We start from the raw sequence: 21,940 nt of genomic DNA, 5'->3' as shown, positions 1-21,940 counted from the left end.
AATCACCGTAACGAAACCCATTGCGTTAGCTCTTTAATGACCTCTTTGGACGTAATGCCGTCAGCAATAGCATCATAGGTCAGTATGAGTCGATGCCCTAAAACGGAATCAATTACCGACAACACATCGTCTGGCTCAACATAATCCCGCCCTTCAAGAAGCGCTTTAACACGAGCGGCCTTATCTAATGCAATAGAGCCTCGAGGACTAATACCAATGTCTATCCATTTCGATAATGAAGAATCTGGGAACAGCATCAAGTCGCGTGTTGCGTTGATCAAATCAACAATATAGTGCTCAATGGACTCAGAGGTCCGAATGGAGGTTAACTGATGACGAGCACTGTATATCAGCTCTGGCGAGACTTTTGATGGAGCTGTTGTTTGATTTTCTTCACCCTTGACCAATTGTAAAATCTTCAGCTCATTCTCTGGTGTGGGGTAATCGACAACGACTTTCATCAAAAACCGATCTAATTGAGCTTCTGGAAGTGGATAAGTACCTTCTTGCTCGACGGGGTTTTGCGTGGCCAGTACCAAAAAAATATCAGGAAGTGGATGAGAAGTGCCATTAATGGTCACTTGCCTTTCTTCCATAGCTTCTAGAAGCGCAGACTGCACTTTAGGAGGTGCTCTGTTGATTTCATCAGCCAGAAGAATGTTGGTAAACACAGGACCTGAATTAAAAGTCATCTGGTTATTACTACTGAGCGTCTCGTAACCTACTACATCCGAAGGCATGAGATCGGGAGTGAACTGAATTCGATTTAAATCGACGGATAAACTCTCTGCTAAAGAACGCACGGAGCGTGTTTTAGCGGTGCCAGGTAGGCCTTCCAGTAATATGTGCCCATTCGCAATAAGACCAATAAGCATCGACTCAACAACGTGTTGTTGTCCAATAACTTGCTTACCAAGGGAGTGGGAAAGGGATTGTAGTTCTGATGCAGTACTTTTCGTGTCCATACGCTACCAATTGACTTATTCGATGATGCTCCTTGAGGTACAAGGAGCATCGAGTTAGGCTCTATTTGTCTTTGTTCTCACCCATAGCTTCAAGCTTATAGGCATTGTCTTTCAAGTCTTTAAGAGACCATGAGCCTGGTTTTTGCGAGGCAGGAAACTCCTTAAATGTCATCACATACTCTTGCATGTGTGCCATCATGGAATACATGAATGGAAGTTGATTCACCCACCAATCGCCGTACGTTGTTGAGTCGTAGGGAGCTCGCTCAAACGGATCCATTTTCAAATCCACTGGCATTGGTGTACGAAGCCATGTGAATGGTTCAGCCCAAAGTTCGATACCGTTTCTATAGCCCCTCTGCTCAGCAAACGTCCATTTCAGCGACATTTCTTGGTCACCCGCTGCCACGTCATTGCGAACCGCAACTGGCTCTGCTTCTGAGGTATGATAGATAAACCATTTTCGTGGTGATTCATCCACTTTACCTTGCAAATACGGAAGCACGTTATAGCCATCTAGGTGCACTTTGAACTCTTTGTTGTTGGCCTTATAACCCCCTTTCAAGAGTTTTTCTTTAATATCTGGTTCACCTGCTGCTGCAAGAAGCGTTGGCATCCAATCAAGGTGTGCCACCATACCATCTAACACTTTACCGCCTTTAATGCCTCCATCAGTCCAGCGGATCATAAATGGAACACGGTATGCACCTTCATATTGTGTCTCTTTTTCTGCTCGGTATGGTGAGATACCGCCATCAGGCCAAGTATTGGTTTGAGGACCATTGTCCGTGCCATAGATAACAATGGTGTTATCTGCTATCCCTTTTTTATCAAGATAATCAAGAAGCGTAGCGACATGATTTGAGTGTTCGACCATACCATCGTTATAAAAGCCTCTTCCTGAAAGTCCTTTTGACTCAGGTTTGATATGCGTGCGGAAGTGCATTTTCGCAGCATTCCACCAAACGAAGAACGGCTTACCATCGGCTTGCGCTTTATCCATGAACTTCATCGCACGCTCAGTAATATCATCATCAATGGTTTGAACACGTTTGACCGTTAATGGCCCCGTATCAACAACCTTGCCATCTGCGGTCGCATGAAGTACCCCACGTGGTCCAAATTTCTTTTTAAATTCAGCGGATTTAGGGTAGTTCGGATACTCAGGCTCTTCCATCGCATTTAAGTGGTAAAGAAAGCCATAAAACTCATCAAAACCATGCTTATTAGGCAACATATGGTCTTGGTCACCCAAGTGGTTTTTACCAAATTGACCCGTTGCGTAACCGTGGTTTTTTAGAGCTTCCGCAATGGTAATGTCATCGTCTGTCTGGCCTTGAGGAAAGCCTGGCATACCTACTTTTGTCATCCCTGTCCGAAGACCGCTTTGCCCTGTAATAAATGAGGAACGTCCAGCCGTACAAGACTGCTCACCATAGTAATCCGTAAACTTTATTCCCTCATTTGCAATACGATCAATACCATCGGTGGTGTACCCCATTTGACCACCGCTGTATGCACTGACATTCCAAAGACCAATATCATCCCCCCACATTACAAGAATGTTGGGCTTTTCAGCGGCGTGTGCTGCTCCCAACATAGTGGTAGCAAGGAGACCGGCCAAAATAACTCTCTTCATAGATAAACTCCATTTCAGCTAATAGAACCAGTTTAAGAGTAATTTCTTAATCACCAGTTAACTGAAACCTAGGACATGAAGTTGATAATTTCTAGAAAAAAGCTCAAGACAAAGACATTCATTCTGACGTCGAGTTTGTCTGAAGAGAATACGCATTAATATCGATACGAACTTGTAAATTCAGTCATACTGTACAATATTTCCACTTGGTTAAGTGATTAAGAGGAATTGATTTTGAAACTAATAAAAATAACATTAAGCCTTCTTTTTACGATTATAATCTCAACTCCTTTGGCGCAAGCTGAGCAATCCTTGGCTAATTGGAATGATACCGTTCTTAAGCAACATATTATGGATTTTGTTGCTGATACAGTCGATGAATCCAGTGCTCAGTATAGACCACCGGAAGAGCGCATCGCGGTCTTTGATAATGACGGTACTCTTTGGAACGAAAAGCCTACTTACATTCATTTTCAAGCAGTCTTTCATACTTTAGGCGAGCAACTTAAAAGAGATAAGAGTCTCGCGACAAGGCAGCCCTGGGCAACGATTGCAAGTGGTAAACCAGACCTTTCTCATTACGGTCAGTTATTTGATATAGAGAGTTTTGGCTTAGATAGCATCGTCGAACAATTGCTTGGTGTTCCCTATTCCGGGATGACGAGCAGTGCCTTCACGAAACACAACGAGCAGTTTCTAAAAACATGGAAACACTCTAAATATGATGTGGGATATCAAGATTTAACTTACGCACCAATGAAGGAGCTGATAGATTACTTACATCAAAACCAGTTCAAAGTGTTTATATTCACTGCAGATGAAGTTGATTTCTTGAGGCCGCTTAGCCAACAACTTTACGGTATTCCACCAGAAAGAGTATTTGGGACTTCTATTAAACACGACTTAACCTTCGAAAATGGAATTGGCGTATTAACTCGCTCTGCGCAGCCACTTTGGATTAATAACTGGGCACATAAATCTGAACTCATCCAGCGTACATTTGGTGAGTTAGTCCCAGTAATTGCTGTTGGCAATTCGAACGGAGACCAGCAAATGCTTCATTATACCGCTAGCCATGGCGGCTTATCTTTGTGGCTACACCATGACGACCCAGAACGTGAAGATAAATACGACAAGCACACAGATGAATTGCAGAAACTAACAAGCAAAGGACTTATAAAACCGATTAATATGAGTACAGAATGGAAAGTAGTATTTTGATTAAGGTTAAGCACTTCTGTAATAGCTATTACACTTATTTTATATTTACATAGCATTCATTAACCCCGGTTGTCACTTAGAGCAACTGGGGTTAGTAACAGACTATTTATAACGTCATATATGCTTTGAATCTTTGCCATTTCCCAACGGGCTTTTCTCGCATAAACTGTTCTTTTAATACATCTTTTAAAACTTGATCATCACTCGAAGCATCAATGAGTAACATAAAAGATTTATCACTTGCTTTCGAATAGCAACTATTAATCCAAGTGGCATTTTGTCCAAAAAACAATCGTTTTAACCTTAGTGTTCTTTTCGAGTTTGTTTTGGCGCAAATGACTCCGCCCACGCTAGCGATTAATGCTCCGAACAGACCAATCAACCACTTAGTCAATTGTTTATAATCAAATCCACCAGAATCAATAGAATAGTGCTTCGCGGTCCAACTCTGCTTCACTTTCTGGCTCGGGTTCCACCAAAATAACGCTTCTCCTCCTAGTGAATAGTGCCCGGGCTCATCAATGCTATAGCTTACCTTCTGAGTAAGGGTTGAATAATGCTCTCCTCGAGTGTAATTGGATGAAAGTTGAGGCTCAGATATCGATATACTTATCCCGTTTGGAGCCAGTGGTATAAAATCTGGCATCATAAAAGTAGATGTATCATCTGCTTTTATTGTTACGGTTCGTTGTATTATGTCCCCTTTTTTAAACTGTTCATTTTGTCCTACATTCGGTGACCATTTATCGGTTACTGTAACCGCTGGTGAAACTAAGTAGCCAGACTTGCCCTTCATAGTGGCAGGAGCATTCACCATAATTGCCATCGGTTGTGTTTTATGGTGCGTTTTTACCGAATTCCCCCCATCTCCAGCAGTGAGTAGCGTCACATCTATAGATGGTATAAGGTACACTCCTTCATTATTAGGGTATACCTGTATGGACCAACGTTGACTGGTATATTTCTTCCCATCTACATAAGAAAAGCCAGATAGAACAGACGTTTGTTCTTGCTTAACCATTGCGTCTGCCACATAAGGTACTGAGAACTCTGGACTGTCTACAAAATATTGATCTGTTGTAGCAATAAACTCTAGGTTCACTTGCTCACCGGGTACAACATTTTGCTTATCTATAGAGACGGATACGTTTGCCGCTGAAATAGCAGGCATAGAAACTAATAACGATAGTAGTAATGACATCAATCGGTACATCAGTTCAACTCCCGGTTATATTCATTCAGAAATTTCCGTCGAATAAAGTCTTTAGGGTCACGACTAATATCTCTTAACCATTTATTTGTCGCTGTCTCATTCCTCAACACATCTGAAGCTTTAAGCGTCGAATGAGGGACTTGCCCTAGCGATTTTCGCTTAGCACCATCCGATATATCGTTAACATCTTTAGGCGGCGGTGGTGCATCTTTAGGTGGCGGGTGTTGATCATGCTGATTTTCACTAAGTAGCTTCATTTCAAGTAGAATTGCATCTACCTTGTCAAGGTTCTGCTGAGCTTTAACATTATTTGGGTCTACTTCTAACAGAGCTAAATACAGTTGATGAGCTTTTTTATATCTTCCATCCTGTGCGGCTGCATTAGCCATATTGAAAATCGCTGTGGCATTACCTATTTTGGCAAATTCTTTCTCTGCACATTTAAAATTTTCTTGATAGTAGCAAGCGACCCCTTTCCAGTTAGGGTCTTGGAATGATTGCTCTGCTTGTTGAAATTTACCCATATACATTAGTACCATCCCCTGCTGGTCCTTGGTCATAAACCAATCTAACGCACCAGCTTCAGCAGTTTGACTATGAGGAAGCAGTAATAACAGACAAAGAGTCCATTGCAATGTCCATCCTTTTCGAAACCATAACGCTACAAAGATTAACAATATAATGATCAACCAGTGCGACTCATCCTGCCAGTGATTGCCTTTTGAGCTCTTTTCATGGAAATTCAGAAAGTAATTTCTAAGCGAGTTATCACTTATCGTCATATCTCTTCCATCAAATGAAGTAACTGTTAGGTTCTTTGCCGTTTGCAAACCTAGTTCATTGAGATAAAGCACCGCCGCTGTTATGTGATGTTTTTCGATAAAAGACGTTAACTGTTGCTCTCCTGAAGAAACGCCATCAGTGACCAACAACAATTGAGATTCATCTAACTTCAGCCCTTTGGTGTTATTTAATCGCGCTATCAGATTGGATAAGTCCCCGCCATCCAAGGGCATCACGTTTGGCGCTAAGTAAGATAGATAGAGTGTCAATAAATCCTGATCTGATGACGGTGGTAGCAAAACATGGCTACTACCGGCCATTGCTATTATCGATATGGGACGATTCATTCCAGTTTGTAGCAGGTGTTTTACGATCAGCTGTGCTTTTAGATTTCGACTAGGTGGAATATCTACCTTATTCATTGAAGATGATTCATCCATTACAACGTAAAGTGGTGGATTGTCTTGTGATGAGATATCTGCAACTTGCCAAACAGGTTTAGACAACGTGCCAATAACAATCAATAGAACAATTGATACCGCCAAAATAGGCCCATATCCTTCTTTTTTATTAGGTTGTTCTACTAGCTCCGAGAGCAAATGTGGTGCGATTGCTGTCGTCGATATGGATAATTTATTGTGGCGCTTTTTGAATAAATACCCGATCAAGGCAATGAGTGGTAGAACCAACCATAAATACTCTGGTGCTAAAAAGTGGAATGCTCGGAAATAATCAGCCATGTGAACTCCTCGTTCTCCATTCAACAACAGACAACCCAAGCCACATCACGGCATAATAGGTAAGGAGGCTAGTTAGAAGATATGGGTAAAGATAGATATATGGTTGAAAGCTGCTTTGTTGATATTTGCTTTGTTCAATTTGGTTAATTTGTTGCAACACAGATTTAAGGGCATCTTTGTTCATTGCCAAATAGTTTTTTCCACCCGTTAAAGCGGCAACTTGACGTAGAGTGTTCACATCAACTTTGGCATTTTCATCCTTTGTATCAGGATTGCCCATCGCAATAGTATAGATTTTAATATCACGTGTTTTCGCCACTTTCGCTGCCTCAACCGGCGGCAGCTGACTTGACGTATCACTACCATCAGTGACTAAAATCAAGACTTTTTGTTTTGCATCAGATTTGTCAAATGCGCGTATACTCAAGCCAATTGCATCACCAATAGCTGTCGCAGGACCGGCAATCTCAGTTTCCAAACCTTCAACCACTTGTGTCCACGTTTCTAATTCCTGAGTAAAAGGCACTTGTAAATAAGCACCGCTGCCAAACACGATCAAACCCAGCCTATCTCCTTGTCGCTCTGCCCCAAACTTCCACATGAGTTTTTGCAGTGCTCCCCATCGAGATGATAGCTGCCCGTCTTGCTGCGGAAAGTCAATTTTATTCATAGACTTCGAGAGATCTAAAGCAACCATTAAGTCTCGAGCAGACTTTTGTTCAGTGATTTTGTCCCCAAGAATCACTGGCTGAGCCGCACACAAAACCAATAAGCCCCATGTAATTAACAGTGATATTTTTTGTACTTTAGATCGAAGAGGAATGCAGCTGTTTTTTTGCGCACTCTTGCTCGTAGTGTCTAGCACTTTCTGGAAAAATGACACTCGCACAGCACTTTCGCTTTCTCGATACGCAGGCATCACGAAATAGACTAGCGGTGCAACTAATCCCAAGAGAAGCCACCAAGGTGTTAATAAAGTCATAAAGAGACTCCTTTTTCTGCCCTATGGTGTGCAATCCAATCTATAGCGGCACTTAAACATTGTGAGTTGAGTTCAACATTCGACGTCCAAACTCTTGGATTCTGAAACGCGATGGCTTCAATGTGTTTTTGAATAGCCTTAGTAAATATTGTCGTCTTTGCGGATGAATTTAGAAATTCGTACCACTCTTGCCCATTTAAGGTGCCTATAGGTAAGTTTGGATAAGCAATAGAAGCGACCTGGCGCAATTCGTTTGGAATGAGCGCAATACCCTGCTCCAACGGCAACCTATGGAGCAGTGATATCGCTTTTCGTCGATATGCATTAGCTCGCCATTTGTGAATCTGCCACCAAATAGTAAGGGCTAATATCACTACAAAACATAGGATCAAGCCCCAAGCAGCTGGGGTTTTTGGCGTCAACGACACATACGTAGGCATGATGATGCCGTTAAAACCCTTTAACATATAATTACCAAAGACTTCTGGTTCAGGGATCTGATATGTAAACATCATCCGCCCTCTCTTAGAAGCTGACTTAACTGAAGGTAGGGTTCATCAACAGTATTAAACAGACCAAAAGGTAAACCAGAGTGATGAACCGAACGGCGAACTTTAGCAAAGTGCTCATTAGATGCAGTTTGATATCGCAGTATATCTTGAGCGTTGTTATCAAGTTTTATTTGCTTTGAACCATCACTAATTAGCAAGTCAGATGCCGACTGGTAATCCTGTTCCAGCAAGTCGGTGACGAGAAAGACCATCACGTTATGCTTTATTGACAAACGTTTAAGCTGGTCAAGCTCTTGATTTGTCAGCGCCAATCCATCTATAACTAGTACTAACGTACCACTGCTGCCTAACAAAGGAGTATAAGTCGTCAACGTTTCTTGAAGCGGAACGAACGCAGGAGCTTTCTCTTTAGGTGAGTCGCGCAGAGCTTGATTTAGTGTCGTTATATCAGATATGTAACGCAATATTTGAGATGTCGTTCGTGATGGGTATTGAACTAAAGTTTGGTTGGCACCCATGGTAATTCCACCAACACGATCTCCTTGAAGGTGCAGTAACCAAGCGATTAGCGTAGCAAGTTGCGCTGCAACAACCGATTTCATGTAACGTTGGCTACCGAAGAACATATTTGCACGTTGGTCACAAAGAACTAAAGCAGGTCTATCTGTCTCTTGGGTAAAAACTTTGGTGACACGACCATTCGCTCGCATGCTCGCTTTCCAGTCAATGTCCTTAATATTGTCACCAGTTCGATATGTTCGGAGTTCTTCAAAACTCAACCCTTGTCCACGAAACTTGGAACTATTTTGGCCCGAAAAGATACCGTCAGGCTTGAACTTCGCATAAAGAGTTAATCGCTTTGCTTTATTTTTGAGGTCCATTAACGTGGCACGATCTACAACTATTCTGGGGTCAGATATAGGCATTAGACAATTTCCACCACGTTAATTAGCTCATCCACTACCGCTTTACTATCAATGGCATCAGACATCGCATCAAAACTCAAAGTAATACGATGGCAGAGTACGCTATGCGCAACCGCTCTAACATCATCAGTGTCAACATAGTCTTTATTTTTGAGAAAAGCATAAGCTCGCGCCGCTTTGTCTAAGGCTATTGTTGCTCTGGGGCTCGCCCCAATTCGAATCCATTTGGACAATTGGCTGGTCTGATATAAGTCTGGGGAGCGTGTTGCCATTACCAAATCTACAATATAACTTTCGATAGAATCAGAGACGTAAACGTCTAGAATAGCCTTTCTAGCATCTAGCACTACAGAAGGCTCAACCTGCATTAGTGCTTCCACAATTTGTTGCTCTTTTTTGACAAGCTTTAATATCGCTAGCTCATCGGCACGTTTGGGATAATCAACAACAATTTTCATTAAGAAACGGTCTAACTGAGCCTCTGGTAATGGATAGGTGCCCTCTTGCTCAACTGGATTTTGTGTCGCTAAAACTAGGAAGATTTCAGGCAGTTCATGGCTCTGTCCACCTACAGTGATTTGTCTTTCTTCCATCGCTTCAAGTAATGCAGATTGCACCTTAGGAGGCGCGCGGTTAATCTCATCGGCAAGCAGAATATTGGTAAACGCCGGCCCTTTGACAAAAGACATCATTCCTTCGTCATTAAGAGATTCATAACCCACAACATCGCTAGGCATAAGGTCTGGGGTAAATTGTATACGGTTTAGATCCAGATCGAGACTCTGTGCTAATGAACGCACTGAACGTGTTTTAGCAGTACCCGGTAACCCCTCTAAAAGTACATGGCCATCAGTCAAGAGTGCAATTAAGAGGGAATCAACAACATGTTGTTGACCGATTATTTTATGTGTTAGTGATTCAGATAACGTTTGTATATCGCGGCTAATACTTGTCACTGACATATTTACCTCCAATAAGTTGAAGAGAAAATATTAGCCTTTTGAAAAAGTGAGATAAATTAATTGTATTTAAAATAGCATTTAGCAATATTAATCTCATGCAAAACACAACAATAGCCAGAACAATAGACCTAAAAATCAACATGTTAGCCATGATTTAATTTAGATAAATAGTGCTTTAAACATTAATAATTATTCAAATCTACAAACATCATTAATATTCACCTCAAGCTTAGATGCTGAATGCTAATTTAAATTCAAACACATACTGGTGAAGCTAAATGAAAATACCATGTAAGAAGACACTATTAACGTCCGCGATGCTCGCGCTATCCGCATTGACGTCTATTAATGCAACTGCCGCCCCATCAACTCCCTCTACACCTACCGAAAAACCCAACATTCTAGTGATGTGGGGTGACGATATTGGTATGTGGAATATCAGCTACTGGAACCGTGGATTAATGGGCTATGAAACTCCCAACATAGATAGAGTCGCCAATGAAGGCGTCGCTTTCACTGATTACTACGGAGAACAATCTTGTACTGCGGGTCGTAGTGCGTTTATTACAGGTCAAGATGGCTTGCGTACCGGGATGACTAAGGTTGGTCTTCCTGGTGCTCCACAAGGCATCGCTGACGATGATATGACGATTGCCGAAGCGCTTAAAGATATGGGTTATATGACAGGCCAATTTGGTAAAAACCACCTAGGTGACAAAGATAAAGACTTGCCTACAAATCACGGCTTCGATGAGTTTTACGGTTTCCTTTATCATCTAGACGCGATGGAAGAACCTGAGCATGACTTCTACCCTAAAGATCCTAAGTTTGCCGAGCAATACGGTCCTCGTGGTGTCATCCATTCAACGGCTGATGGTCAAATCAAGGATACAGGCCCATTGACCACAAAACGCATGGAAATCATTGATGATGACGTTACAGCACACGCTATTAAGTTCATGGACAAGGCACAAGCTGCGCACAAGCCATTCTTTGTTTGGTGGAACTCATCCAAGATGCACTTCAAAACGCACCTTAATCCGAAAGACAGAGGTATTTCTGGTCAGGGTTTCTACAATGATGCCATGGTGTCTCACGACAGAAACATCGGCCAACTTCTCGATTATCTTGATGATAACAACCTAACTGACAACACCATAGTCATGTATGGTACCGACAACGGTCCACACTATAACGCATGGCCTGACGGTGCAATCACTCCATTCCGCTCAGAAAAAGAAACTAACTGGGAAGGTGCATGGCGCGTACCTGCATTCGTTCGCTGGCCTGCCGGTCACTGGGATGGTGGTCGAGTACTAAACGGCATGGTTTCTGGTCTAGATATGCTGCCAACACTAGTCGCTGCTGCAGGTAACTCACACATCAAACAAGACCTTCTAAAAGGTGGATTTAAAGCGAACAACAAAGAATTCAAGATCCATCTTGATGGTTATAACATGAATGATTACTTCGCAGGTCGCACTAAAGAAACTCCACGTAAGAGCATTATGTTGTACAACGCCGACGCTCAGATCGTTGCGATGCGCTACTCACAAGACAACTACATCGGTGGCGGTAAAAACCACAGCACGGATTGGAAAGTTGTGTACGGTGAACAACGTGCGAAAACAATGGCTCTATGGGCAGAACCGTTCACATGGTTACGTCTGCCTAAAATCTTTAACCTTCGCCAAGACCCATTTGAGCGTGCTGATCAAAACGCAAATGGCTACTGGAACTGGGAAATTGACAATGTATTTGTGTTTTATAAAGCTAACCAATTGGTTAAAGAACACCTAATGACATACAAGGATTACCCACCATCACAACGTCCTGGATCTTTCACCATGTCTGGCGCAAGTGAAACGGTTTACAAAAACTTTGGTATAGGTGCTGGTGGCTCAAAAGTTCAAGCTGCTCACTAGACAAAACTCAACTAACGATACAAGGGTGAATTGACGTTCACCCTCTTTTTTGGAGAAAACCATGAATAAAGCAGCTTTAATACTTTTATTGGTCACATCAGCTTGCGCTCATGCAACGACTGCAGATGACTCTAACAGCGCAGTACTAGAAAATATCGCTCGTTTTAATAAGTACGAGCAAACGGCAAAAGAAATGTCTAATGGCCAATCAGATATGGTTCAAATTAGCCAACAACAATACCAGAAGGCACCAAGCCAGCCCCAAATTGTCATGCCTACTACCGCGACATCCAGTAAACAAACGGCCGCACCAACACGTGCTGAGTCTTCTGTTTATCAATCCATCAAAATCTTAATTGAAAGTGGGAACCTTACAGAGAAAGATAAGATGAAGCTAATCAGTGCCTTGAGTTCTTGATTGAGCATACACATAGAGTTGGATTTAGTTTTAGTTAAATAACTAATAAGCACCGCTATTCAATTAATTGGCATTGGACGCCTTATAGTACCCCTATCAACGAAACACGAGAAAGGTTATTTATGAGTGATACCAGCCCTGTAATTCAAGCGGGACCACAATTTAATGGCAAACCATCTAAGCGCATGCATGTAATGGCAAAGCCGATTGGCGCAGCATGTAATTTAGACTGCGATTACTGTTATTATTTAAGTAAAGAAGACCTGCTTGAATATAAAAAAGGATGTTCACCAAAACTAGATGACCAAAAACTAGAGAAATTCATTAAAGATTATATTCAAGGTCAAAATACACCGCAGATTACTTTTTCATGGCAGGGCGGCGAAGCTACTATGCTAGGTCTTCCTTATTTTGAAAAGATCGTTGAATTTCAAAAAAAACACCAACCTGAAGGTGTAATTATTTCCAACGACCTTCAAACCAATGGCACCCTTTTAAATGACAAGTGGTGTAAGTTTCTCAAACAGAACAACTTTCTTGTTGGCTTAAGCATTGATGGCCCTGAACTGCTGCACAATACCTATCGTACCAACAAATCTGGCCGTGGTACCTTCAAACAAGTAATGAGAGCTGTTGAACTGTTACATAAACACCAAGTGAGCTTTGCAACACTTACCTGTGTTAACAATATAACTAGTCGAAACCCATTAGAGGTGTATCGTTTTTTAAGGGATGTAGTGAAGTCACCTCAGATGCAGTTCATCCCAATTGTTGAAATGAAAACCTTCCGCGAAACTGCACCAAATACTTGGCAGATTGACGAGAGATTAATGCAAGGTGACAAACGCCTTATCCCAGGCTACAAAGACTCCGTAGTGGAACCGTTCTGTGTTTCTGATCATGCATGGGGCAATTTTCTCATCGCTATTTTCAATGAATGGATATGTAACGATGTGGGAACCGTATTTGTTCAGTATTTCGAAGCATTTCTTGAGGCGTGGATGGGACATAGAAACCCTCTTTGTACTCTGGGTGAAATGTGCGGAAAGGGCTTAGCGATGGAACCTAATGGTGATGTATACACGTGCGATCACTATGTTTATCCAGAGTACAAAATCGGTAATATTGCCGAGACCGCACTCGCAAACATGGCGTTCTCGGCTAAACAACAACAGTTCGGTACAGCGAAGTCAAAATCCCTCCCAAAACAATGCAGAGAATGTGACTATAAGTTTGCATGCTTTGGAGAGTGTCCAAAAAATCGATTCATCAAGACCAAAAAAGGCGAAAATGGCCTGAACTACCTGTGTGCGGGATGGAATAAGTTCTTTCGTCATGCAGATGCAGGCTTTGCATTTACACTGCGAAGACTTGGTTTACCCGTCGCTCATGGAAAGCATAGTGACCAAGCCCTAATCGATAATCAAATAATCTCTGAACACAAGGCATAGGCATGAAGTCGTTATCTTTAATCTTTATTGGTTTGTTATCGTTTTCTGTGTTTGCTTCAGGAGTACCGTCTGAAAACTTCAATCCAAATAAAAATGATCCTGCATATGTCGCTCAGGATAAGTCTCAGCCAATCGAGCAACGAATTGACGCGTTAGAGTCTTTAAGAATCACCCCTTCCCAAAATGCTCTAATAGCCATCGCTCGAGCACTCAAAGAGGATAATGAACGCATTCAACATGCTGCAATAGTAGGTAGTGATGGGTTAGCACTCGACTATCGTTGGGAGCTCATTTCACCTTTTTTAGGTGACACTAGCCCGACCTTAAGCTATGCGGCAACATACAGCTTAGCAAAGATGTATCCGAAGTTAACAACATCTATGAGACACAAGCTTGATTTATATATCCCGAGACTAGAGCAGTATTACAAATCAAAGCATGACGCCTTTTCAACCTTTAAACTGGCTGAAGTGTATCAAGCATCAGGTGACACTAAAAAAGCAATAACGACCTATAAATCACTTATTGAAGAAGACTCAAGTAATCAAGCTTTTTGGGTTGGATTATCAGAATCCTATCGCGCAGACAGTCATACTGACAAAGCTTTAGATGTACTGAACGAAGGCATTCTGTTAAATCCCAATGCTTCACAACTGTATTACGCCAGAGCACTTGCTCGTGTACGAAATGATAACAAACGCGAAGCGCTTTCCGACTTCAAATCCGCTGCCATTTTAGCTGAAACGAATAGCTATTATTGGTATTTATATGCCGTAGCGCAAAAAGGTTTTGACCTCGAAAAATCTGTGCCGCTTTTCGAACATGCGTATCAACTGTCAGGCTCTGCAGAACAACTGTACACACTATGTAGTGTTTACATAGAATCGAACAATACGGCTGCCAAGTCTTGCCTAAATGAGCTAAAACCTAGAGTACCTCAGGCGAATTATGATGCTTTACAGTATGAACTTCTCCACAAAACAAAGAGATGATAACGATATGTACAAAGTTACGCAGTTAAAACGATGCTTAACCCTTTTACCAATGATAGTGGCACCGATTAGCTTCACAGCCGATGCAGGACAATTGTTAGCTCAACAGCAAGAAGTTTCCGCCGTGACCAATGCAAACGCGTCATACTATAGTGCTTTTAAGCAAAGTAACGAGGATAACTGGGTTTACCAATTAGCCCAAAAAAACGAACTGAAACAACACTGTTATTTGTCTAAAGATAAATCGTTACCTCTGGGCAAACAGATTAGTTACCAAGGAGTTGAAATGACGTGCATACAAATAGGAAAGTCTAGCCGTATCTTTTGGCCAACTAGATGGGTGGAGCACTGCCAGTCGGTAGGAAAGCCTTACAACATCTGTATGATAGACGACATCAAAACATAGATAAGTAAACTTCAACAAACTTCTCGTTAATCGTAATACATCCCACCAGCAGCAACTTTCTCATTACTGCTTAAGCGACAAATTGACTATCATACATATAGAATGCATTATCATATTGTAATGTTGCTTAAAGAGTAGGTTATGGATCTTAATTTATTAAAAACCTTTGATGTTGTAATGAAGTCTAAAAGCGTTAGCGAGGCGGCCGAGGTCTTAAATATTACTGCTCCGGCTGTGAGTCACGCTCTCAACCGCCTTAGAGATCAGTATCAAGACCCTCTTTTTATTCGACAAGGCAGAGGGATAACGCCTACCAATTTTGCCCTTCAACTGCACAGTGAAATACAAGGCCCCTTGAGTTTTCTACTCAATGGCACCAGTTCTAAACAAGAATTTATTCCTTCTAAGAGTCAAAGAACTTTCCGTATATCAAGCCATAAAGATTTTGATTTGATGATGGTACCTGCGATTACCAAATATAAGCAGAAATACGCTCCTCATATTACGATTCAAGCAGACGTAGAACACTTGAACGAAGCAGATAGACAAGATGACCTTCGCCGGAGAACCGTTGATGTCATTCTGGCGACCGTTCCCCTCTCTGAACACGGCTACCACAATGAACTTATAATGGAACAAAAAGCAGTTGTTGTAGCGAGTAAGTCGCATCCTACTATTCAAGATTCATTATCTTTCGATGACTTTATGCAAGCGCATCACGTTACATGGCGCAGCCAACGTCTTAGTACTCATACCCTAGACTCTCTTGCTATCGAAGGCCAACTTCCAACTAGAAAAGTAGCCTATTCTACAGGTTCACTGCTAACAGCCATGCAATTGGCTTCAGAAACTGAGTGGCTTAGTGTATGTGGTGAATGGTATGCAAATAAATTTTCAGAACGATTAGATTTGAATGTACTCCCATTACCATTTTCTGCAAAGAAAGTTCCCATATACATGACGTGGCATCAATCACAAAAGAAAGATAAAGGTCATGAGTGGCTTCGTGAAACGATTAAAACTATATTTAAGAGCATTGGATAGTACTCTATTACTGTACTCACATTAATGTTTGAGCTAGCACACTTTTGGTACCTACTTAAAACATCATATTGACACACTTATCCTTCTACAAAATAACTAGTCGTAGAGTAATGTATTTACATACGCTTGAACCACGACAGACCCCATGGCAGCAGCACAATCATGAGTGTACCCAACCCCCAAATAACACCCATATTCGCAGCTCGTCGAATAAATGGACCAATATCGAACCCACTTGAATGAGTGTACAGTGTAAACGGTGTCAGCGTAGCTGCCAGGAGTCCAATCTCGAAATTTGGTATTTTCTTGGAGATTTTCTCCGAACTATGAGCGAAGTAAAATACAACAATGGAGAAGCCAAATATCACTAGCGATAGCATCAGTATATTTTGGCCATGACCCACCACAAGCATATGTAATACTAGCGCAATAAAACAGCCAGATACCTGCAGCGGTAAGATACTTTTTAGGCCTTTTATTATCGAAGCATAATCTGGTCTACAAACAATACTTATGATCACTGAAAGGCAGAATATGGCCTTGCCAACTTCAATCGATAGAAAGTAAATCAAGGATAGAGATATGATGATGGTGGATATCACATTCAGAGTCTTAGAACGCTTGGCGACTTTTTGATTTTGTCTGGATGACATTTGGTTAGTTGGGGTCGGAAAAATCCAAAAAATAGCTTTTGCCAGTAGTAACATCATGAACGCGACATGTAGAAGTTGGTAAAAATACAACTCCATCGAAGTTCCATATGTTGTATTGATAAGTCCATAACAATATAAAAATAGCGGCGCCGTTGAAAATGATGCAAGTTTTTCAATTCGCAAATAGCTATATATGACGAAAACCGAGATTACTATTAACGCCCACTGGTTATGGTCGAGTATTGTCGCAGCCAAGGAGCCCGAAATAAAATAGATGCTAACTAAAGATATGAACACTAATGATTTATTCAAGCTAAACTTATCTCGTAAGATCAAAGCTGGACCTAAAAAAACACTAAATACTGGCATTCCTAAATGCAGCATATCAGTGATAACAATCGATAGAGTAAAGAACAGTGCACTTCTTATCATTGGTGCTTTTATGTTAAACATAGGATATATCTTTCATTAGTATAGGTAACGAAATGATGCAATAACATGCATCGTCATATATGAAAACGAATTCCAGTATTTGCTATCGTCACGAACTACCATTACTGTTGCTCGAGAACCTGAAATTAAACTGCTATCAACATCTGGCATATTTAGAGTAGAGCGAACATATTGGCTTTTGCGTACCCATCTATCTCCTTGAGCTACCGTAGCAGTCTCTCCTAACTTTTGATCGCCAACCCCAGTTACAGTTATCGCTTGGTCTATGCTAGTTACTTGTGTCTTGAATATTCTGCCGGGTATAGCATCAAACACAACCAAGCAATCCGCATTGGGTAAAAGATCTAAACCTTTTTCGTTAAAATCAGCGACGAGCTGTTTCTGTGATTGAGAGGTTATGACGATTTGCGGTGAGCTCTTTGATACAAAATGACCTTTTACGAGCTGCATATTGGTGATTACTCCGTCAAATGGAGCATGTACTGTAGCTTTATTAAGGTTTTTCCTAGCTTTTTCTAATATAGCTTTCCCTAACATCAGCCCACCGTTTCCACCTTGTTCTGAGCCAAGCTTAACGTGGTTAATCTGTAACTTGATTTTAAGTTGTTCTATTTCTCTTATTTCATCAACGTACGCTGTGTAAGCATCATCATATTGTTGCCGGTTAATAGCTTTATTGCGTAGAAGGGTTTTCATCCTGATATAGTGCTGTTTTTTATTACTGGCAATTTCTTTTTTTTGCTTTATTTCGCTTTCAATCAAACCCATTTCAAGTTCAATCTTCTTAAAGTTCTGTTCTAGAATAATCAAATTTGCATAAGCGGTATCGTACTTAGATTGAAGTTCATCAGTTTCAATTTTAAAAAGAGGGTCACCTTTTTTAACAAATTGACCATTTCTTACGTATATGTGCTTTACCACACCGTCAATATCAGTAGATATTTTCGATATATCACTTATCACGTAACTATCCGTTGTAAATGGAGAATACAAGTCACTAAGAATCATGCTAACAGCAGATATTACCAATAGAACAATGGCAGCTAAAGTTAGAGGTTTCGAAAGATTATGGAGAGTTAAATTCATCTTAGAATGTCCTTCATTCGGTACTATTAACGTCAATACCTAGAAAGAGCAAACTACAATCAGATACTGTGTATTGATTTCATATTATCTACATATAGACTTATGGTTAAATGGCTCGAAATCAGGAACAGTTTTGCACAGAAACAATAATCGCTTTGACTTAAATACACTTGTCATCTTTCGGCGTGTAGTAGACCTAAACTCGTTGTCTAAAGCCGCTGAAGAGCTAGGAATCAATGCCTCTACTGTAAGCCGTAAGATATCAGAAATAGAAGCATACTACGGCGTTAAACTCCTCATACGTTCAACACGAGCACTTGACCTAACTGAGGAGGGAAAAGCACTCTACCGCTACTGTCAAAATGTGGACGATGTGTTAAGACGTTCAGAAGATGAAATAATGCATCACCAACTTGAGCCCACAGGCATTTTGAAAGTTGTTGTACCTGTTGACCTTGGTAACCTCCTACTTCAAGACGCCCTCGTGAGTTTTTCCCGAAAGTACCCTAAAGTTTTGCTCGATCTTGATTTTTCTAATCAGCAAGTCGATATGCTTGAAGAAGGCATCGACATTTGGTTTTGTATTGGAGAAGTAAGTAATAAAAGCTTGATTTCAAGTGAGTTACTATCATATAAACGATACCTTATGGCATCAAAGACATATCTTTCAGAATATGGCGACATTAGCTCTATTGCTGACCTAAAAGCGCCTCATAGACAGCTCAAATCTAAAAACCCATTCATTTATCAAGAGTCAGATAAGTCAGTACTTAAACAGCTACCAGTGGCATTGACAGTCAATAGCGGCTATACCATTTTCAAAGCTTGTGCTTCAGGCCTAGGACTAGCTTTCATCATGCCTAACCTAGTAGAAAAATACGATACCGATAAAACGCTAGTGCCTGTCCTTCCAAACGAAATCTATCAGCAATCGTCTGTTAACATGGTATACAAAGAGCGAAAACTAAAGCCAATGCGCGTTGAATACTTCTTAGCTCACATGAAGAGTTACTTTCTTTAATGAGGTAAAATTCCTTCGATTAGCTGTTTTTGGTCAAACCATAAATAAACGCCAACTCAGCCACCGTTTTTGCTTTGAATTTTCTCAATAAACTAGCTCTATGAACTTCCACCGTTCGCATAGCAATACAAAGTTCATCAGCAATGCGAATGTTGCGCTTTCCCGCTATGATCAAGCGCAGAATGTCCTTTTCTCGAGGTGTTAACGACGCATACGCGTTTTTTGCTTCCATTGTACCTAGGTTGGCAGATGACTGAGCCAACCCTAGGATTATCGCTTGAGCTAACTCTGAACCTTTCACTGGCTTTTGGAAGAAGTTGACGGCTCCAGACTGTAAGGCATCTACAGCCATTGGTACATCACCATGTCCCGTCAGATAAATAACCGCGAGTGGACTGTGTGCTTCTGTCAGGATTTGATGTACTTGTTGGCCGCGAAGCTTTGGCATACGACTATCTAAAATCACACAACCCGCTTGTTGGATATCAGCGCTATTTAAAAAAGTCACACCATCAGGAAAGCTGGTTACATTAAAGTCGTGCTCTTCAAGCATAAACGCCAATGAATCTCTGACAGATTCGTCATCATCAACGACGTATACAGGCAGTTGGTTATCACACAATTTATATCACTCCTTGGCTACTCGTCAGTGAGCATGGTGTCTGCTGGTAGATGGTATGGCAAAGTAATCACGACCAAACAGCCATGCGGCTGCGTTGATTGTATTTGTAACTCTCCGTTGTGCATCTCCACTACATCGCGGCATATTGCCAAGCCTAACCCTAGGCCATCTTTTTTACTGCTTATAAAAGCTTGAGTCGGGTTATCTTGCTCCAAACCAGTGCCGTTGTCTGCGATTCGAATAGATAACATTTGAGATTGATACTCAGTATGAAGAGCTATCGTTCCTTTATAGTCACGTTGTTTTTCAGCAAGCTTTGAGCAGGCCTCAATAGCATTGTTGATCACATTAACCAGTACTTGTTGTATACCCACCGCGTCAACATTGACGAGTCGTTGTTGCCCTTCTGTACTCCGAACCGTCTCAATACCATTTTTGTCTAATCGATATTTAAGTAGCTCGATGCTATCCCCTAGCAACTGTTCAACATCACATTCTGTCTTCGCGATCGCACGTTTCTTTATGAGATCCCTTAGTCGGCTGATAATTGCATCGGCGCGCTCAACTTGATCTTGGATTTTTTCCAACACTGGCACAATGTCTTCTGGAGGACGCTTTTTGGCAAGGCGCAGCAAGCCACCTTCACTGTAGTTTCGAATGGCAGCTAATGGTTGGTTAATTTCATGCGCCAAACTACTGCCTAATTCGCCAATAATTGCGACTCTCTGTGTATGTTCTAACATTTCACTTTTTTCTTTGAGTCGTAGCAATGTCTGTTCTAAGTCGTGTTTACTCTTGCTAAAACGATATTCAAGCCAAAAGTGATACGCGTTCAATACAATCACGAATAAAAACAGTGTCCATGCCCATTCTTGATGCAACCTTAACCAACGAATCGCTTCCTTCCACCAAGGCTGCTGAAGCGGATGCAAATCCATAGCCTGAAATAGTTTATCAATGGAGAGTAAACTAACCGGAGAAGTCCAGCCTGACGCTTTTGAGGCAATCGCTGCTGGGTTGTTAGCAGGCATAGCAAGCAAAGCTCGGCTGATTTCTTTGGCGAGTTGAGATGAGCCGCGTTCAGTTTTTGCAAACGACCAGTTAGGATACAGAGGTGTAGAAACAGCACATGATGAATGCGTTTGTACAAGAGGGTTCAGCACACGCAACAACCCTTTATCTATCAATCCTTCCTTCTCCATTTGTTCCAACAAGCACGCTGGTACAACCGCCGCTTCTACCGCCTTATCACGAAGTTGATATAGGTTGGCATCAATTGGAAACCCCAAGTAGCGCACATCGGAGAAGAAACTATTAGGATCGCCTCCGTCGGTTAGAACTTGGTATCGCATCGTTAGATATCCACCAAAAGCATCTTTAGAAACAGCAGCAATCGATAAACCTGCAACGTCACTTGGTGTCTTATATGGGGAGGCAGACCGAACAACCAAAGCCGAACCAATGCCGTAGTTTGAGCGTTCTGGCGCTTGACTTACTATCGTCGCTATCCACGATAATGGGTATTGACGACCTAATTGAACGGCTTGCCCTGGATTCGTTAAAACGAAATCCATGCGCTGCTCTCTAACCGATTGCGCCATTCCATCAAGATCTAAAGGATGCAGCACAAAATGCGCGCCAGGGATCTGTTGATTTAACCAGTCAATAGTTGGCTGCCAACGCTGCTTAGCATATAAATGCCCTCTGATAGCTAAGACCCCCACATCCACTTGTGCCTTAGTTGTTGAATCTATCTTAGTCCCTTGGTCTTGCTGCCCTGCATAGGCAATTCCAGTTATCGTGCCAACGATAACCATCAATAGACGAACCCAACGTAGCGTGCTTCTCACCATGAATTGTTTTTAATCCTTAAGATTTAGAGCACCAGAATAGCAGCAATAGAGGCACTTCGGCATTTGTCTTAGA

At 41.6% G+C, this 21,940-nt stretch carries 20 protein-coding genes; 8 read left to right on the top strand and 12 right to left on the bottom strand.

Annotation, left to right across the window (positions count from 1 at the left end; genetic code table 11):
• Window positions 1-2 precede the first annotated feature (2 nt).
• Together HW45_RS27340 and HW45_RS27335 are read right to left on the bottom strand one after the other, a co-directional pair.
• Window positions 3-965 (bottom strand): AAA family ATPase, encoded by a 963-nt coding sequence (locus tag HW45_RS27340; RefSeq protein WP_038231212.1) that lies wholly within the window; start codon window positions 963-965, stop codon window positions 3-5.
• A gap of 61 nt (window positions 966-1,026) precedes the next feature.
• Complete coding sequence (locus HW45_RS27335) at window positions 1,027-2,604, bottom strand: arylsulfatase (RefSeq protein WP_038231210.1); 1,578 nt, start codon at window positions 2,602-2,604, stop codon at window positions 1,027-1,029.
• A gap of 312 nt (window positions 2,605-2,916) precedes the next feature.
• Between HW45_RS27335 and HW45_RS27330 the strand changes: the two genes are divergently transcribed.
• The gene (locus tag HW45_RS27330; RefSeq protein ID WP_152559728.1) at window positions 2,917-3,825 is read left to right on the top strand and encodes an HAD family hydrolase; all 909 of its coding nucleotides are present in this window, start codon (window positions 2,917-2,919) and stop codon (window positions 3,823-3,825) included.
• Between the two features lie 106 nt (window positions 3,826-3,931).
• Here HW45_RS27330 and HW45_RS27325 read toward each other — a convergent pair whose 3' ends face one another.
• Genes HW45_RS27325 through HW45_RS27300 form a run of 6 tightly spaced genes read right to left on the bottom strand, consistent with a single transcriptional unit; the run spans window position 3,932 to window position 9,943 of the window.
• A complete protein-coding gene (locus HW45_RS27325) occupies window positions 3,932-5,038 on the bottom strand; it encodes a BatD family protein (RefSeq protein ID WP_038231208.1) in 1,107 nt (368 codons plus the stop codon).
• Window positions 5,038-6,561 (bottom strand): VWA domain-containing protein, encoded by a 1,524-nt coding sequence (locus tag HW45_RS27320; protein ID WP_038231206.1) that lies wholly within the window; start codon window positions 6,559-6,561, stop codon window positions 5,038-5,040. Before HW45_RS27320 ends, HW45_RS27325 begins: the two co-directional genes overlap by 1 nt.
• Entirely contained in the window at window positions 6,554-7,543 is a 990-nt protein-coding gene (locus HW45_RS27315) for a VWA domain-containing protein (RefSeq protein ID WP_038231204.1), read from the bottom strand. The genes HW45_RS27320 and HW45_RS27315 overlap by 8 nt, the downstream gene beginning before the upstream one ends.
• Complete coding sequence (locus HW45_RS27310; RefSeq protein ID WP_038231203.1) at window positions 7,540-8,058, bottom strand: DUF4381 domain-containing protein; 519 nt, start codon at window positions 8,056-8,058, stop codon at window positions 7,540-7,542. The genes HW45_RS27315 and HW45_RS27310 overlap by 4 nt, the downstream gene beginning before the upstream one ends.
• Window positions 8,055-8,981 carry a DUF58 domain-containing protein gene (locus tag HW45_RS28525; RefSeq protein WP_051868432.1) on the bottom strand — a complete coding sequence of 309 codons (927 nt, stop codon included), beginning with the start codon at window positions 8,979-8,981 and terminating at the stop codon, window positions 8,055-8,057. Before HW45_RS28525 ends, HW45_RS27310 begins: the two co-directional genes overlap by 4 nt.
• Window positions 8,981-9,943 carry an AAA family ATPase gene (locus tag HW45_RS27300; RefSeq protein WP_051868430.1) on the bottom strand — a complete coding sequence of 321 codons (963 nt, stop codon included), beginning with the start codon at window positions 9,941-9,943 and terminating at the stop codon, window positions 8,981-8,983. The genes HW45_RS28525 and HW45_RS27300 overlap by 1 nt, the downstream gene beginning before the upstream one ends.
• Before the next feature lie 278 nt (window positions 9,944-10,221).
• Between HW45_RS27300 and HW45_RS27295 the strand changes: the two genes are divergently transcribed.
• From HW45_RS27295 to HW45_RS27270, 6 genes are all read left to right on the top strand, one after another.
• Window positions 10,222-11,868, top strand: coding sequence for an arylsulfatase (locus tag HW45_RS27295; RefSeq protein ID WP_081875915.1), 1,647 nt, complete (start codon window positions 10,222-10,224; stop codon window positions 11,866-11,868).
• Window positions 11,869-11,929: 61 nt separating this feature from the next.
• On the top strand, window positions 11,930-12,286 hold the full coding sequence (locus HW45_RS27290; protein ID WP_038231201.1) for a hypothetical protein: 357 nt from the start codon (window positions 11,930-11,932) through the stop codon (window positions 12,284-12,286).
• 122 nt (window positions 12,287-12,408) lie between these two features.
• Complete coding sequence (locus tag HW45_RS27285; protein WP_038231199.1) at window positions 12,409-13,737, top strand: anaerobic sulfatase maturase; 1,329 nt, start codon at window positions 12,409-12,411, stop codon at window positions 13,735-13,737.
• A gap of 2 nt (window positions 13,738-13,739) precedes the next feature.
• Entirely contained in the window at window positions 13,740-14,729 is a 990-nt protein-coding gene (locus HW45_RS27280; protein WP_051868426.1) for a tetratricopeptide repeat protein, read from the top strand.
• Between the two features lie 7 nt (window positions 14,730-14,736).
• Window positions 14,737-15,135 carry a hypothetical protein gene (locus HW45_RS27275; protein WP_038231198.1) on the top strand — a complete coding sequence of 133 codons (399 nt, stop codon included), beginning with the start codon at window positions 14,737-14,739 and terminating at the stop codon, window positions 15,133-15,135.
• Window positions 15,136-15,276: 141 nt separating this feature from the next.
• Window positions 15,277-16,179, top strand: coding sequence for a LysR family transcriptional regulator (locus HW45_RS27270; protein WP_038231195.1), 903 nt, complete (start codon window positions 15,277-15,279; stop codon window positions 16,177-16,179).
• A gap of 116 nt (window positions 16,180-16,295) precedes the next feature.
• On the opposite strand, the gene HW45_RS29405 is transcribed toward HW45_RS27270, so the two are convergent.
• Both HW45_RS29405 and HW45_RS27255 read right to left on the bottom strand, forming a co-directional pair.
• Complete coding sequence (locus tag HW45_RS29405) at window positions 16,296-17,285, bottom strand: hypothetical protein (protein ID WP_152559727.1); 990 nt, start codon at window positions 17,283-17,285, stop codon at window positions 16,296-16,298.
• A gap of 15 nt (window positions 17,286-17,300) precedes the next feature.
• A complete protein-coding gene (locus HW45_RS27255; RefSeq protein ID WP_038231191.1) occupies window positions 17,301-18,371 on the bottom strand; it encodes an HlyD family secretion protein in 1,071 nt (356 codons plus the stop codon).
• A 133-nt stretch (window positions 18,372-18,504) separates the two neighbouring features.
• On the opposite strand from HW45_RS27255, the gene HW45_RS27250 reads away from it, so the two are divergent.
• Complete coding sequence (locus HW45_RS27250) at window positions 18,505-19,392, top strand: LysR family transcriptional regulator (protein ID WP_235225553.1); 888 nt, start codon at window positions 18,505-18,507, stop codon at window positions 19,390-19,392.
• A gap of 19 nt (window positions 19,393-19,411) precedes the next feature.
• Here the strand turns inward: HW45_RS27250 and HW45_RS27245 are convergent, their stop codons facing one another.
• Window positions 19,412-20,014, bottom strand: a complete 603-nt coding sequence (locus HW45_RS27245) for a response regulator transcription factor (protein ID WP_038231190.1) — start codon at window positions 20,012-20,014, stop codon at window positions 19,412-19,414.
• Between the two features lie 17 nt (window positions 20,015-20,031).
• Window positions 20,032-21,867 (bottom strand): sensor histidine kinase, encoded by a 1,836-nt coding sequence (locus HW45_RS27240; RefSeq protein WP_038231189.1) that lies wholly within the window; start codon window positions 21,865-21,867, stop codon window positions 20,032-20,034.
• Window positions 21,868-21,940: the final 73 nt, after the last annotated feature.

This window comes from Vibrio sp. ER1A, from assembly GCF_000733315.1.
In the GTDB taxonomy this organism is placed as follows: Bacteria; Pseudomonadota; Gammaproteobacteria; order Enterobacterales; family Vibrionaceae; genus Vibrio; species Vibrio mediterranei.
This window is presented reverse-complemented; position numbering and strand designations above follow the sequence as displayed.